At 64.6% G+C, this 13,916-nt stretch carries 17 protein-coding genes; 12 read left to right on the top strand and 5 right to left on the bottom strand.

Annotated features, from left to right (window positions below):
• Nucleotides 1-2: 2 nt before the first annotated feature.
• Nucleotides 3-641 carry a uracil phosphoribosyltransferase gene (gene upp, locus H681_RS20295; protein ID WP_015478768.1) on the bottom strand — a complete coding sequence of 213 codons (639 nt, stop codon included), beginning with the start codon at nt 639-641 and terminating at the stop codon, nt 3-5.
• A 155-nt stretch (nt 642-796) separates the two neighbouring features.
• Between upp and H681_RS20290 the strand changes: the two genes are divergently transcribed.
• The 3 genes from H681_RS20290 (at nt 797) to H681_RS20280 (ending at nt 3,474) form a co-directional block, all read left to right on the top strand.
• Entirely contained in the window at nt 797-1,354 is a 558-nt protein-coding gene (locus H681_RS20290) for a hypoxanthine-guanine phosphoribosyltransferase (protein ID WP_015478767.1), read from the top strand.
• A gap of 1 nt (nt 1,355) precedes the next feature.
• Nucleotides 1,356-1,829, top strand: coding sequence for a WbuC family cupin fold metalloprotein (locus H681_RS20285; RefSeq protein WP_015478766.1), 474 nt, complete (start codon nt 1,356-1,358; stop codon nt 1,827-1,829).
• 220 nt (nt 1,830-2,049) lie between these two features.
• Entirely contained in the window at nt 2,050-3,474 is a 1,425-nt protein-coding gene (locus tag H681_RS20280; RefSeq protein ID WP_015478765.1) for an aldehyde dehydrogenase family protein, read from the top strand.
• Here the strand turns inward: H681_RS20280 and H681_RS20275 are convergent.
• Entirely contained in the window at nt 3,458-4,375 is a 918-nt protein-coding gene (locus tag H681_RS20275; RefSeq protein ID WP_015478764.1) for a LysR family transcriptional regulator, read from the bottom strand. The genes H681_RS20280 and H681_RS20275 overlap by 17 nt on opposite strands.
• A 128-nt stretch (nt 4,376-4,503) precedes the next feature.
• Between H681_RS20275 and H681_RS20270 the strand changes: the two genes are divergently transcribed.
• From H681_RS20270 to H681_RS20260, 3 genes are all read left to right on the top strand, one after another.
• On the top strand, nt 4,504-4,998 hold the full coding sequence (locus H681_RS20270; protein ID WP_015478763.1) for a hypothetical protein: 495 nt from the start codon (nt 4,504-4,506) through the stop codon (nt 4,996-4,998).
• A gap of 100 nt (nt 4,999-5,098) precedes the next feature.
• Nucleotides 5,099-5,386 carry a PA4642 family protein gene (locus H681_RS20265; protein ID WP_015478762.1) on the top strand — a complete coding sequence of 96 codons (288 nt, stop codon included), beginning with the start codon at nt 5,099-5,101 and terminating at the stop codon, nt 5,384-5,386.
• A gap of 402 nt (nt 5,387-5,788) precedes the next feature.
• Nucleotides 5,789-6,190, top strand: coding sequence for a VOC family protein (locus H681_RS20260; protein ID WP_015478761.1), 402 nt, complete (start codon nt 5,789-5,791; stop codon nt 6,188-6,190).
• Between the two features lie 71 nt (nt 6,191-6,261).
• On the opposite strand, the gene mqo is transcribed toward H681_RS20260, so the two are convergent.
• On the bottom strand, nt 6,262-7,755 hold the full coding sequence (gene mqo / locus H681_RS20255; protein ID WP_015478760.1) for a malate dehydrogenase (quinone): 1,494 nt from the start codon (nt 7,753-7,755) through the stop codon (nt 6,262-6,264).
• Nucleotides 7,756-8,557: 802 nt separating this feature from the next.
• Between mqo and H681_RS20250 the strand changes: the two genes are divergently transcribed.
• Both H681_RS20250 and H681_RS20245 read left to right on the top strand, forming a co-directional pair.
• On the top strand, nt 8,558-9,145 hold the full coding sequence (locus H681_RS20250) for a YajG family lipoprotein (RefSeq protein WP_015478759.1): 588 nt from the start codon (nt 8,558-8,560) through the stop codon (nt 9,143-9,145).
• Nucleotides 9,146-9,262: 117 nt separating this feature from the next.
• Nucleotides 9,263-10,594: an IS4 family transposase gene (locus tag H681_RS20245; RefSeq protein ID WP_015475035.1), complete on the top strand. Its 1,332-nt coding sequence runs from the start codon at nt 9,263-9,265 to the stop codon at nt 10,592-10,594.
• 51 nt (nt 10,595-10,645) lie between these two features.
• Here H681_RS20245 and H681_RS20240 read toward each other — a convergent pair whose 3' ends face one another.
• Nucleotides 10,646-10,852 carry a hypothetical protein gene (locus H681_RS20240; RefSeq protein WP_015478758.1) on the bottom strand — a complete coding sequence of 69 codons (207 nt, stop codon included), beginning with the start codon at nt 10,850-10,852 and terminating at the stop codon, nt 10,646-10,648.
• A 264-nt stretch (nt 10,853-11,116) separates the two neighbouring features.
• Here H681_RS20240 and H681_RS20235 point away from each other — a divergent pair, with 264 nt between their 5' ends.
• Nucleotides 11,117-11,395 (top strand): hypothetical protein, encoded by a 279-nt coding sequence (locus tag H681_RS20235; RefSeq protein ID WP_015478757.1) that lies wholly within the window; start codon nt 11,117-11,119, stop codon nt 11,393-11,395.
• A 38-nt stretch (nt 11,396-11,433) separates the two neighbouring features.
• Here the strand turns inward: H681_RS20235 and H681_RS20230 are convergent, their stop codons facing one another.
• Entirely contained in the window at nt 11,434-12,591 is a 1,158-nt protein-coding gene (locus H681_RS20230) for a 1-acyl-sn-glycerol-3-phosphate acyltransferase (RefSeq protein ID WP_041712173.1), read from the bottom strand.
• A 140-nt stretch (nt 12,592-12,731) separates the two neighbouring features.
• Here H681_RS20230 and H681_RS20225 point away from each other — a divergent pair, with 140 nt between their 5' ends.
• From H681_RS20225 to H681_RS20215, 3 genes are read left to right on the top strand one after another with little or no spacing between them, the layout of a single operon-like run.
• Nucleotides 12,732-12,914 (top strand): CPXCG motif-containing cysteine-rich protein, encoded by a 183-nt coding sequence (locus tag H681_RS20225; protein ID WP_015478755.1) that lies wholly within the window; start codon nt 12,732-12,734, stop codon nt 12,912-12,914.
• Nucleotides 12,914-13,180: a putative signal transducing protein gene (locus H681_RS20220; protein ID WP_015478754.1), complete on the top strand. Its 267-nt coding sequence runs from the start codon at nt 12,914-12,916 to the stop codon at nt 13,178-13,180. The genes H681_RS20225 and H681_RS20220 overlap by 1 nt, the downstream gene beginning before the upstream one ends.
• A gap of 36 nt (nt 13,181-13,216) precedes the next feature.
• A complete protein-coding gene (locus H681_RS20215; RefSeq protein ID WP_015478753.1) occupies nt 13,217-13,828 on the top strand; it encodes an SOS response-associated peptidase in 612 nt (203 codons plus the stop codon).
• Nucleotides 13,829-13,916: the final 88 nt, after the last annotated feature.

Here is a 13,916-nt window from a genome sequence, read left to right as displayed (position 1 = left end):
TATCAGGTGTCCTTCTGCTTGGTGCCGAAGATCTTGTCACCGGCATCGCCCAGGCCCGGAATGATGTAGCCGTTCTCGTTCAGGCGCTGGTCGATGGAGGCGGTATAGATGAGCACGTCCGGATGCGCATCGTTGACCGCCTTGATCCCTTCCGGTGCCGCCACCAGCACCATCGCGCGAATCTCCTTGCAGCCGGCCTTCTTCAGCAGGTCGATGGTGGCGACCATCGAGCCGCCGGTGGCCAGCATCGGGTCGATGATCAGCGAGCGACGCTCGGCGATGTCCGGCGCCAGCTTTTCCAGGTAGGTGTGTGCTTCAAGGGTTTCCTCGTTGCGCGCGACACCCACGGCGCTGACCTTGGCGCCCGGAATCAGGCTGAGCACGCCGTCGAGCATGCCGATGCCGGCGCGCAGGATCGGCACCACGGTGATCTTCTTGCCGGCGATCTTCTCCACCTGCACCGAACCGGCCCAACCCTCGATCTCGTAGTTCTCCAGCGGCAGATCCTTGGTCGCCTCATAGGTCAGCAGGGCGCCGACTTCCTGGGCCAGCTCACGGAAATTCTTGGTGCTGATGTCATGGCGGCGCATCAGACCGATCTTGTGTCGGATCAGGGGGTGACGGATCTCGAGTACGGGCATGGACGGGGTCTCCGGACGGGCTGGCAAAAAAATTGCGGTAGCGTAATGCATCGTAGCTATCTTGGGCCACGATTGTTGGCGACTTTCGTCCGCTGACCCTTGCTCCACGGCACGCCGATAGGTACCTTTGCGCACTTTTTCACCGGAGAGCCCTCATGTCCGTCGATCTCGCGCACATCCGCCAAGTCATGGCCGAAGCCGACTGCCTGTACACCAACGCCGAGGTAGAGGCCGCCATCGCCCGTGTGGCCGAGGCCATCAACGGCTCGCTGGCCGACACCAACCCGGTGGTGTTCTGCGTGATGAACGGTGGCCTGATCTTCTCCGGCAAGCTGCTTCCGCTGCTGAATTTCCCGCTGGAAGCCTCCTACCTGCATGCGACCCGTTACCGCAACGAGACCACCGGCGGCGAGCTGTTCTGGAAGGCCAAGCCGGAAATCTCCTTCATCGACCGCGACGTGCTGATCGTCGACGACATCCTCGACGAAGGGCACACCCTCTCGGCGATCATCGACTTCTGCAAGCATGCCGGCGCCAAGCGCGTACACACCGCCGTGCTGATCGACAAGGACCACGACCGCAAGGCCCGTCCGGACCTGAAGGCCGACTACGTGGGCCTGTCCTGCATCGACCGCTACATCTTCGGCTACGGCATGGACTACAAGGGCTACTGGCGCAACGCCGCGGGCATCTTCGCGGTCAAGGGGCTCTGAGATGGGCGGGCCGCGTTTCCTCGACAGCGTGCTGTTCGACGAGATCGCGGCCCGTGCCGCCGCCAGCCCCCGGCGCCGGCAGAACCACAACTTCCATGAGCAGAGCGAACCCTGCCATCGCCTGCTCAATGCGCTGCAGCCCGACAGCTACATCCCGCCGCATTGCCACCGTCACCCGGACAAGGCCGAGAGCCTGCTGGTGGTGAAGGGCGCGCTGGGCCTGCTGATCTTCTCGGACAGCGGCGAGCTGTTGACCACCCGTGTGCTGCGTGCCGGCGGCGAGTGCGTCGGTGCGGACCTGCCGCCGGGTACCTTCCATGCCATCGTGGCGCTGGAGCCGGACAGCGTGATGTTCGAGGCCAAGTCCGGTCCGTTCGTCCCGCTGGGCGAGGACGAGCGTGGACAGTGGGCGCCGTGTGAGGGTGAAGCGGGCGCTGCCGAATACCTGGCGTGGATGCGCGCCCAGTTCGCCTGAGGCGCCTGCTTTTCGTAGGAGCGAGGGGGACGCCCTCGTTATTGCTCGCGAACGGACTCGCCGGGCGCAGCAGTGCTGGGCGGTTCGCGAGCAAGCTCGCTCCTACAGTCCAGTCTGATACATCTGACGATATCGATGCATGCATGGGCTGACTCGCATTTTTGCCGATGCATGCCCCGCCTATCCTGCGACCCTCACAAGACAACCGTCCGAGGTTCGCATGTCCCGTCTCCTCTATATCGATGGCCAATGGCAGCCCGCCGACAGTGGCGCGGTCCTGCGTCCGACCGCTCCCGCCACCCGTGAAGCGCTGCCGGAGGTCGCCTGCGCCGGTGTGTCCGACGTGGAGCGCGCCGTCGCTGCCGCCAAGCGCGCCTTCGCTGACTGGAAGCTGACCGGCGCCGCCCAGCGCGCGGGTTACCTGCGCGCCTTCGCCGAACAGCTCGAAGCCCGCAGCGAAGCGCTGATCGCCCTGCAGATGCAGGCCAGCGGCAAGCCGCGCCTGGAAGCGGAAATCGACATCGGCGACGCCATCGCCACCTTCGCCTACTACGCCGAATTGGCCGACCAACTGGACGCCCGGCAGAACGCCGAAGTGGCCCTGCCGGATGCCGGCTACCGCTCGCAGACGCGCTTCGAGCCCATCGGCGTGGTCGGCCTGATCGTGCCGTGGAACTTCCCGCTGGTGACCAGCGCCTGGAAAGTCGCGCCAGCCCTGGCGGCGGGCTGCACCGTGGTGCTCAAGCCCTCGGAGATCACTCCGCTGATCGAGCTGGTGCTGGGCGAGATCGCCGACGCTATCGGCCTGCCTGCCGGCGTGCTGAACCTGGTGCCTGGCCTCGCCGATGCCGGCGCTGCTCTGTGCAGCCATCCGGGCATCGCCAAGCTGTCCTTCACCGGTAGCAACGTCGTTGGCCGCAAGGTCATGGAAGCTGCCGCCGCGCGCACCCTGCCGGTCGGCCTGGAGCTGGGCGGCAAGTCGCCGATCCTGGTGTTCGAGGACTGCGACCTGGACGAGGCCGTGCAGTGGATCATCGCCGGTGTCTACTGGAACGCCGGGCAGATGTGCTCCGCCACTTCGCGCCTGCTGGTGCAGAAATCCATCGCCGCGCCGCTGCTGGCGAAGCTGAAGATTGCGGTGGAAGGCCTGCGCGTCGGCGATTCGCTGCAGGGCGAAACCGACATGGGCCCGATGACCAGCGAAGCGCAGTACCGCAAGGTGCTCGATTATTTCGCGGTGGCCCGCGACGAAGGCCTGGCCTGCCTGACCGGCGGCGAAGCGGCCGAGGGCTGGTTCATCCAGCCGACCGTGTACACCGATGTAGCGGCGGACAGCCGCCTGTGGCGCGAGGAAATCTTCGGCCCGGTGCTGTGCGTGCGGACCTTCAGTGACGAAGCCGATGCCCTGCGTCAGGCCAACGACAGCGACTTCGCCCTGGCCGCCACCGTGTGCAGCGCCGATCTCGAGCGTGCTCAGCGCGTCGCCGAGAATCTGGAAGCCGGCAACGTCTGGCTGAACTCGCCGCAGGTGGTATTCCCGCAGACCTCCTGGGGCGGCGGCAAGCGCAGTGGCATCGGCCGCGAGCTGGGGCCGTGGGGCCTGTCGGCGTTCTTCGACATCAAGCACATCACCGCGCCGCGCTAATCGGCGTTACCCCGTGCTCCAGGCGCAGGTCCTCGACCAGCGCCTGGAGCGCTTCGTTGTGCCCCGGCTCGTCGCGCACCACCAGGCTGTGGGTGATGCCGTAGCTGAGGCTGTCCGGCAGCAGAGCGCGCATCTGGCCCTGTTCCACCCAGCGCTCGGCGTAGTGCGTAGGCAGGTAGCCCAGGTGCGTGCCGGCGCGCACGGCGTGGAGCACCGCCTCCATGTGCTGGGCGAAGGCCGTGCTGCGCCGTGGGTCGGCCGGCAACTGCACGTCGGCCACCGCATAGCCGTGCTGAATCCAGTCGCAGGTTTCCAGCTCTCCGGCATCTGTCACTGGCTTGTTGAACAACGGATGTTCGCGTCCGCAGAACACCGCGACTCGCTCGTGGTACAGCGGCTCGTAGCGCAGGTTCGGCAGGCGCCGGCTGAAGCAGGCGATGGCCAGGTGCAGGCGGCCGCTGAGTACCAGGCGCTCCAACTGGCTGGAGGATTCGATGAGGAAATGCAGGCGCACGTCCTGATCGCGGCGGTTGAAGCGCGCCAGCGTCTGGTGGATGCGTGCCTCGGGCAGGGTGGCGATGTTGTCGGCCAGGCCCAGGTGCAGCTCGCCGACCAGGCGTCCGGCGAGGGACTGCACCTGATCGCGGAAGTCGCCCAGCGCGGCGAACAGGTTCTGCGCATAGTCCAGCACCCGCTCGCCTTTCTCGGTCAGTCGAAAGCCGCTCTTGCCGCGCTCGCACAGGCGGTAGCCCAGACGCGTCTCCAGACTGGCGATGTGCGTGCTGATGGTCGACTGGCCCATGCCCAGTTCGCCCTGCGCGGCGGAGAAGCCACCGCAGCGCACCACGCAGGCGAAGATGCGCAGCAGGCGCAGGTCGAGGTCGGAGACGTTATGTAGCATGAAGTCGTTCGATGTTTGAGGGGTGTTGCTTCGAAGGCTATCAATGTATCGCCGGGCTTGCCATGAGCTCCTGTCGTGGCGCTTCGGGCGCGTGCTAGAGTGCCCGGCCCTGTCCCGCGGAGGTGATGATGTCCGTTCGCATGCCGGGCGCCGTGCTGGCGCTGCTGTTCTGCCTTCCTCTTGGCCTTGCCGGGGTTGCTGTCGCCGCGCCGATGCACAGCCAGTTCCTGCCACCGGACGACGCCGGCCTGCGCCAGGGCGAGCCGGAGCAGCAGCAACTGCTGCAGGTCACCGAGTACAGTGTGGTGCTGGGCAACCAGCGCCAGTCCAACCAGCAGCCGATTCCGATTACCACGCCGTCGCTGCTGCGCCTCAAGGGCAAGCCCCTGAACAAGGGCGCGCGGATCAGCCAGGTCGTCATCAGCTTCGACGCCGAGGGCAAGAGCCTGAAGAAGCCGGCCTTTGATGAGAAGACCCGCGTGCTCAGCCTGTACTACCCGCAGGCGGCTTATCCACGGCTGCTCGACCTGCTGCGTAACGGCACCGTTTACGTGCAGTTCCTCACCTACGGCAACGGTCATATCTGGGCCGACCTGCATACCGGCGCGGTGCGCGCGCGTTGAGCCATCCCCTGGCGCGGGGTTAAACTCCCGCCTAGCGTGGTGCCCGGCCTGAGCCGATGCGGGCCGCGATCCCCGAGACAGCCGTAGAGAGAAGCGAGCGATGCGTAAAGACAAGAAGCAGGTGATTGGCGAAGAAATCGGCGACGGCGCCATCAAGCTGTTCCTCGACGTGGAACCGGCCGACAACACCCCTGCGTCCCTGCACAAGCTGGTCAAGGCCTACCGCGGCCTGCGCGTCGACGACTTCGAGCGTTTCGTCGGCTTCTTCGTCGAGGCCGGTTACGACCTGTCCGCCAAGGATGCCAAGGGCCAGGACTTCGTCGCCCTGGTCCAGGACCAGCAGCAGGCCGAGCCCTACATCGAAGTGATCAAGGCTGCTCGCGGCTGATTGCGTCGACTCGCTGAAAAGCCCGCCTTGTGCGGGCTTTCTGTTTGGGTGTGCCCCGGGGCATGCTTTCATAGGAGCAACTGTCTACTTCTGGACGATCTGTGCCAGCGCTTCCCCCTCACCCCAACCCTCTCCCTCAGGGAGAGGGGGCAGACCGTGCCGGCTGAGACCGAGATTTTCTCCTGCACCGAACGGTTTCCTCTCCCCCTGGGAGACGACTGCATCCATGCCGCTCAACCCCTGAAACTCCGATTCCACTCGGCCTCCTGAAGGGGCGCTCCGGCGTGCGCGGATGTTTCTCTGGAATCCGCTTTTCGTAGGAGCGAGCTTGCTCGCGAACCCATCTCCGATTCCCCGCCTAGACTTCCCCTTACAACGATAACGACAGGCGAGGACGAAGCCATGCAAGTACAGCCCTATCTGTTTTTTCATGGTCACGCCGATGAGGCCATTGCCTTCTACCAACATGCGGTGGGCGCCCAGCTCAACGCTCTGATGCGCTACGCGGAAGCGCCCGGCCCGTCTCCGGTGCCGGACGGTTGGCTGGACAAGGTGATGCACGCCAGCCTGCGGGTCGGCGAAACCGACATTCTCCTGTCAGATGGCCGTGGCGAGCACAACGCCACCTTCAATGGGTTCTCCCTGCACCTGGCGTTGCGCAGCGTGGTGGCGGCGGAGCAGGCGTTCGCCGCCCTGGCGGAGGAGGGGCGGGTGGAGATGCCGCTGGAGAAGACCTTCTGGGCGCAGCGCTTCGGCATGCTCACCGACCGCTTCGGCGTCGGCTGGATGGTCAGTTGCCACTGACCCCCGTATTTAGAACGACAGCGAGAACGAAAAAGCCCGCCGGGAGGCGGGCTTCTTCATGGGGGCAGCACTCAGGACGCGGCGACGATCTGCAGACGGTCGGCGGTCATCTGGTTGACTTCGCGATACACCGCGGCGTCGGTTTCCAGCTGCTTCTCGCGGGCCGGGAAGATCTCCTTGAGCTTCGCGGTCCACTCGGCCGACTGGTAGCGCTCGGGGAAGCAGCGCTCCAGCAGGCCCAGCATGATCGAGACGGTCACCGAGGCGCCCGGCGAGGCACCGAGCAGAGCGGCGATGGTACCGTCCTGGGACGCTACCAGTTCGGTGCCGAACTGCAGGATGCCGCCTTTCTTGGCGTCCTTTTTGATGATCTGCACGCGCTGGCCGGCGGTTTCCAGGCGCCAGTCGGCCGGGTTCAGTTCCGGGTAGAACTTGCGCAGGGCGTCGATACGCTGGTCCATCGACTGCATGACTTCCTTCACCAGGTAGCGGGTGAGGTCCATGTTGTCGCGGGCCACGGCGAGCATCGGCAGCAGGTTACTGGTGCGTACCGAGAGCGGCAGGTCGAGGAACGAGCCGTGGCGCAGGAACTTGGTGGAGAAGCCGGCATAGGGACCGAACAGCAGGGAGGTCTTGCCGTCGACCACGCGGGTGTCCAGGTGCGGCACGGACATTGGCGGGGCGCCCACTTCGGCCTGGCTGTAGACCTTGGCCTGGTGCTGCTTGACCACTTCCGGGTTATCGCAACGCAGCCACTGGCCGCTCACCGGGAAGCCACCGAAGCCCTTGCTTTCCGGGATGCCGGACATCTGCAGCAGCGGCAGCGCGCCGCCGCCGGCGCCGAGGAAGACGAACTTCGCCTTGACCTTGCGCGCTTCGCCGGTCTGGGTGTTCTTGATGTCCACCAGCCAGCCGTCAGCGATGCGCTCAAGGCCCACGACTTTCTGGAAATAACGGACTTCGCTGCCTTCGCGGCTGGCCAGGTAGCTCAGCAACTGGTTGGTCAGTGCGCCGAAGTTGACGTCGGTGCCGCTTTCCACTCGGGTCATGGCGACCTGCTCGTCGGCCGGACGGCCGGGCATGGTCAGCGGGGCCCAGTCGGCGATCTTCGCGCGGTCCTCGGTGTATTCCATCGAGGAGAAGGCGTGGTGCTGGCTGAGCATCTCATGGCGCTTCTTCAGGAAAGGAATGTCCTTGCCACGCACGAAGCTCATGTGCGGAACGGGGTTGATGAAGTTACGCGGCGAACCGAAGGCATCCATCCCGGTCAGGTAGGCCCAGAACTGCTTGGACACCTCGAACTGGGCGTTGATGTTCACCGCCTTCTTGATGTCGATCGAGCCGTCGGCCGCCTGCGGGGTGTAGTTCAGCTCGCAGAGGCCGGCGTGACCGGTACCGGCGTTGTTCCACGGGTTGGAACTCTCGATGGCTCCGGATTCCTGCAGTTCGACGATCTCGAGCTTCACGCTCGGATCGACTTCCTTGAGCAGGACAGCCAGGGTTGCGCTCATGATGCCGGCGCCGACCAGCAGCACGTCCATCGATTCGATTTCGTTCTGCGCCATTAACGCGTCTCCAGAAAACTATCAGCAGCCAGTTGTAACAGGGGCTTCGCGCTCATCGCGGTAAAGCCGCCTGTCCGAATTCTTCTCAGGTCGCATGCGACCATCCGCGAATGCCACGGGCCGGGATCGGAGGAGGGGAAATGCGCACCTTCTCGGCAGTCCACGGCGGAAATCAGGCATCCGCAAGTGCATCCGGGTGGGCGCTTATGCGCGGCTTCCGGTGCCGAAAAAGCGATTCAGTGCTGCGGGGTCAGACGTCAATGGTGCTACCAACGCAAAACTCTTCATTGCTCGCCACACTCTCGTGAAGTAGTGAAAAACCTTCGATCACGCTCTTTTGGAGGCGTGAAGCTCAAAGGGGATCGTCGTCGCGGGCCGATCCGGTCTCCGTACGGAGGGGGCGGCTGCATCCTTGCCAAGTTCTGCGCAACGAACGTAAAACGCGACGGCCAGTGACCGAGGCGAGTGGCGACTCTCTTTGAGGGGAGGCAGAGGCGAGACACGGTGTGTCGGCATCGTGCGGGGCCCGACCAGGAGGCGTCCTTATAATCGGGGGGCGATTATAACGGTGAAACAAAAAAAAAGCCCTGCGCCTTAGACTTTTTTCCTAGGGCATACCTCTTGATTTACATTTTTCGCACCGCCTTGGAGCGCCTTGCCCCAAGGCGGGTCAATACGACATGTAGCCGCGCCGTTCAGGGAACCCAGGGAACGGGTTCTGCGTCCAATGGCCAGGCGCTATCTGCCCGCGCCGACGGCCGGTATACTGCCGGCCATCGCCCACCCCATTGGAGAAATGAGCATGCTGCAACGCTTGTTGCTCAGCGTTATCGCTGCTGCCAGCCTGACCCTGACCGGCTGTGCGCTCAGCCCGCAACAACTCAACCCGGACCCGGTGTTCAAGGGCCCCATCGCCGCCGTTGGCCAGGGCCAGCCGGTGGTGGTCAAGGTCGTCGACGGTCGTCCCAGCACGTCGCTGGGTACCCGCGGTGGCCTGTATTCGGAAACCAGCCAGTTGACCGTGCGCAGCGAGGACGTGATCCCCAAGCTGCAGCTGCAGGCTGAGACCGCCGTGCGCCTGCTGGGCTTCACCCCGTCGGCCAACGCCTACAACGCGCCGCAGCTGACCCTGACCCTGGCCGAGCTGAAGTACCAGTCGCCCAAGGAAGGCGTGTATGTCACCGAGGCCGACATCGGCGCCACCTTCCGCGTCGACGTGCAGAGCAGCGCGCGTCGTTACAGCGGCCGCTACGGCGCGTCGATGAACCAGCGCTTCGGCATGGCGCCCAACCAGGCGACCAACACCAAGCTGGTGAGCGACGTGCTCAGCGATGCGCTGAACCGTGTGTTCAAGGACCCGACCATTGGCCAGACGCTGAACCAGCGCTGATCGCCGCACGGACATGAAAAAGCCCGGCCGATGCCGTAATGCTGTTCACTTAAGCATTTGAGCTGTTGTCGCGGCTCCCTGAAAATCCGATGCCAGACTTCTGGCATCGGATTTTTTATGTCTTTCCAACAGCAACTGCTCGACCTAGGCGAGTTGTTCAACTTCTCCGATTTGAGCACCTTCACCCAGAACATTCCGGTCGAGTGGGTGGCGTCCGCGCTGGACCTTTCCGCCCAGGCGACCATCCGGCGGCGCCGCCTGCCCAGCGACCAGGTGCTCTGGCTGGTGCTGGGGATGGCGTTGTTCCGCGACGAACCGGTCCATGAAGTGGCAAGGCGTCTGAACATCTGCGCCCAGGGGCTGGCCTCCTACGACCTTCTGGCCAGAAGTGGCGTCACCGAGGCGCGCAAACGGTTGGGTGCCGATCCGGTTGAGTGGCTGTTTCGCCAGACGGGTCACCAATGGGGCCGCGAGCGCTACGACGGCGATACCTGGCAGGGCTTGCAGGTGTTGGCCGTGGATGGCGCACTGCTGCGCACCCCAGACACCCCCGAACTCCGGGAGCATTTCGGCTCTGGCAATACCTCCACCGACCGCCAGACACCATTCCCCATGCTGCGGCTTGCAGCCCTGATGAATGTGCGCTCGCACCTGATCCTGGATGCCCAGCTGAGTCCCTACCGCCGTAGCGAAATGCGCTTGGCCGATACATTCCTGCAGCAGGTTCCCGATCACTCGGTGACGCTGTTCGACAAGGGATTTTGGAGTGCTGACTTGCTACTGGGGCTGGCCAAGGGCGGTGACAACCGTCATTGGTTGATTCCGGCACGCAAGGCCCTGGTCAGCGAGGAGGTGACGCGTTACGGCAAAGGGGATCGCCTGCTGCGCATGAAGGTGTCGACCCCGGCACGCAAGCGCAATCCGGACCTGCCAACGCACTGGGAGGTGCGTGAGGTCAGCTACGAAGTAGGGGGCAAGGTAAAAACCCTTTTGACCTCACTGCCGGCGGATATCCATAACGCCAAAGCCGTGGTGAAGCTGTACCAGGAACGCTGGGAGATCGAGCTGGGCTTCCGGGATATCAAAAGCTCCTTACAGCAGAATGCAATGACCCTGCGCAGCAAGGTCAAGGAACTGGTCTATCAAGAGGTCTGGGGAGTGTTGCTGGCCTACAACATCATCCGCCGTGAGGCCAGTCAGGCTGCGGTGGCCTTTGGCCGTTCCCCAAGCGACATACGTTTCAAGCCGGTGGCCCACTATATCGCCGTGCAATTGATCGTGATGGCGGCGGCCAACCCGATTTCGGCAACAGGCAGGCGCCTCTCGGAGCTGAGATCGGGACTCGGAGGACTGTTTCTGGATCACCGTCCAAGGCCCTCAAGACCAAGGACGGTGAAGATCTCCAAGTCCCGCTACCCAGTGGATTGCAAGGCTGCTCCGCTTAAGTGAACAGCATTACGGCCGATGCCGGGCTTTTTCATGGGCGGCTGAATACTGCGGTCAGGCGGCCTGGTGGTACGGGTCGACCTCGAACGAGCGCATGCGCTCGTCGGTTTCCGGCAGGTCCAGGTGCTCGTGGCCGCAGGCCTGGGTATAGACCAGCCAATGGTGGTCCTGGACGTTGAAGGACAGTTCGGTGACGACTGCTTCGATTTCTTCCAGGTGTTCGAGCAGATAGGCGCTTTCGTGGGGGACGATCTCGAGCATGACGAATCTCCTAGCGAAGGACCGGGTCGGCAAAACCGTTGAAGCCAGTGGCGTGCCAGGCGTGGGAGAGGTCTTAGACCGATTCTCGATAACTCTTACGCTCGTCGTAATTAAGCGTTGCGCGCTGGCTGCGGCGACCGGCCTGCGGATAAAATGCGCGACGATTGTTTCTCATCCATGACGGGCGATGCCCGTTCATCCAGCAGACTCACCCCCGGCTTTCCTTCGCGATAACTGGCGTGCAGTCCTGAAGCGGAGGTTGTGATGTCGCTGCAGGCGCTCTGGAATCTGTTCCAGGCCCATCCCGACCGGATCCTCAACGATCTGGCGATGTTCTTTGCCCTGGCAGGCGCCTGGCTGCTGCTGGCCACCCGCCGCCGCGAGCGCCTGGCCGTGGCGCGTCTGGTCGCCGAGAGCGAGGTGCAGCCGCAACCGCTGGACAGCTTCGAACCAACGGCCCGGATGAACCGCTTCTTCTACCGCTTCGGCTTCGCCTGCATGGCGCTGGCACTGGCGGTGAGCTGGTACAGCACGCGGATCTGACGAGCTGGAATCGAAAAAGGCGCCCGAGGGCGCCTTTTTCATGCCTGCTTGAGGCGGTACTGGTTCAGCACCGGGTTGGCGTATTGCAGGATCAGGTGCGCGCGCTGCTCGGCGGGGCATTCGCCCAGGCGCCGCTCCCATTCGGTGCGGGCGCGGCGCAGTTCCTCGCCCTTGAACAGGCTGGCGGCAGTGGGCACCTGCAGCGCCGGGTCGCGCAGTGCGGAGGCCTCGTAGGCCAGGTAGTGCACCGGGAACAGCCGGTAGTTGCCGAGGATCTGCCGGTCCAGTTCGGCCGCCAGTTGCTTGGTGTCGCTGAACTCCCCGGTGATTTCCTCGCCGAAGTTGATGTGCACCCGGCCCTTGTAGCCGGTGATGCCCTGCACGATGCTGCGGTCGTCCTCGCCCGGCGCCTTCCTGTACTCGCCGGTGGTGGCGCGAGTGAACAGTTCGTGGGCCTTGGCGGCGTCGCAGGGGTCGTATTCGTAGCTGATGGACACCGGGATCAGGTGCAACTGACGGATCACTTCGGCGAACGGCTCGTCCTTGCGGCTCATGTGGAACATCTTGAGGATCGCCGAATCGGTGCGGTCGTCCCCGTCCTTGGCACGGCCTTCGGCCTGGGCGATCCAGATCGACTGGCCGTCGTCGCGGATCGAGTGATTGATGTAGGCCGAGAGCTTCTGGTAGGTCGCCAGCTTCTCGCGCCGGCCGCTGATCGAGCGGTGCACGATGAAGCTCTTGTTCAGGCGCATCAGGTCGCTGACGAAGGGCTTCTGCAGCAGGTTGTCGCCGATGGCGATGCGCGGGGTCGGCAGCTTGGCGTGGTAGATGGCGTAGTTGCAGAAGGCCGGGTCCATCACGATGTCGCGGTGGTTAGCGATGAACAGGTAGGCGCAGCCGGGCTTCAGGCGCTCGACGCCGGAGTAGGTGACGCCGTCGGTGGCGTGCTCGATGGTCCGGTCGACGTAGGGCTCGACCTTGTCCTGCAGCTCACCGACGCTGCGAATACCCGTGACTTCGCGGGCCAGGCGATGGGCTATAAGAGGTCTGAGCAGCCAGCCGAACGGACCGGACAGACGGGGGAAGCGGTAACGCGCCAGCGCGCCGAGAAAGGCGTCATCGCTCAGCAGGCGTTGCAGGACGGCCGGGACTTCGGCGTCATTGTACGGTCGGATGGCTTCGAACTCGCCCATCATGCTCTCTATGAATTTTTTAGGGGTATCACGGGCCGGGCCGCGAAGTAGACGGCCCGGAGGGTTCCCAGGGGACCGATGGGTCGGACTGGGCTCCCTGAAAGACCGCGCGATTATAAACGGAAGTCACAGGGGAACCAGCGATGCTCGAACGTCAGGACTATTCCTGTCCCTATTGCGGCGAACCGGCGGAGGCCGTACTCGACCTGTCCGGGGGCGACCAGCGCTACTATGAAGATTGTCCGGTGTGTTGCCGGCCGATCCTGTTCCAACTGCGCACCGACGGTGTGGAGTGGTCCCTGGAAGTCCAGCGCGAGGACGACTGATGCAGCGAATCTACGAACCTGCCGACCTGATCGAAGCCGAGTTGTTGGCCGGCATGCTGGCCAACGAGGGCATTTCGTCGCACCTGGGCGGACGCCACCTGGTCGGTGGCATCGGCGAACTGCCGGGCATGGGGCTGTTGCACCTGTGGGTGGAGGACGACGTGGCCGAACGGGCGCGGGAACTGATCGCCGCGTACAATGCCGCGCAACCCCTGCCGGGGCCCGCCGACGACAACGAAGCTGGCCCCGGCGTCCTGCTTTGCTGAGGGTCCGGTCTTTCTCCCCATGAACGCTTTTCGCCCATGACCAGCCGCTACGCCCTGTTTCGCTGGAACCGCGAGCTGGCCGAGAGCGCCGGCTTCCCGGCCGACCTGCAGCCACAGTGGAATCTTGCCCCCGGCGCCCGCGTGCTGATGCTGCGCGAGGAAGGCGGTGCGCGTCGCGCCGACCTGGCGCGCTGGGGCCTGACGCCGGCCTGGCTGAAGGACCTGTCGCGGACTCCGGCCCATGCCCGCGCCGAAACCATCGCCGAGCAGCCGATGTTCCGCGATGCTTTCGCCCAGCGCCGCTGCCTGCTGCCGGCCAACGGCTTCTACGAGTGGCGCGGCGTGCGCAAGCGGCCGCACTGGATCTCCGGTGGCGGGTTGATCTGCTTCGCGGGAGTGTGGGAGGCGTACCCGGTGGAAGGCCACACCTACTACAGCGTGGCGATGCTGACCCAGGCGGCCGGGGACATGCGCCGGCCGCTGATCCTCGATGCGGCGGAGCAGGCCCAGTGGCTGTCGAACGAGACCGACGCTGCGCGGCTGCGGGAGTTGCTGCAATTACCCCAGGCGCGGCTGCGCGAGCAGGCGCTGGCGCACTTCGTCAACGACCCGGCCTGCAACGGGCCGGAGTGCCTGACGCCCGCTTGATGCGCGGTGTCTGAGGTTTTCCGCACCCAGAGGAGCAGGTGCAGGATGAGACCTTGGCGTCCGCCGGCACGGACGGCCCCTCTCCCTG

Source organism: Pseudomonas sp. ATCC 13867, assembly GCF_000349845.1.
Taxonomy (GTDB): Bacteria; Pseudomonadota; Gammaproteobacteria; order Pseudomonadales; family Pseudomonadaceae; genus Pseudomonas.
The sequence above is the reverse complement of the archived record's forward strand: the minus strand, read 5'-3'. Positions and strand labels throughout refer to the sequence as shown.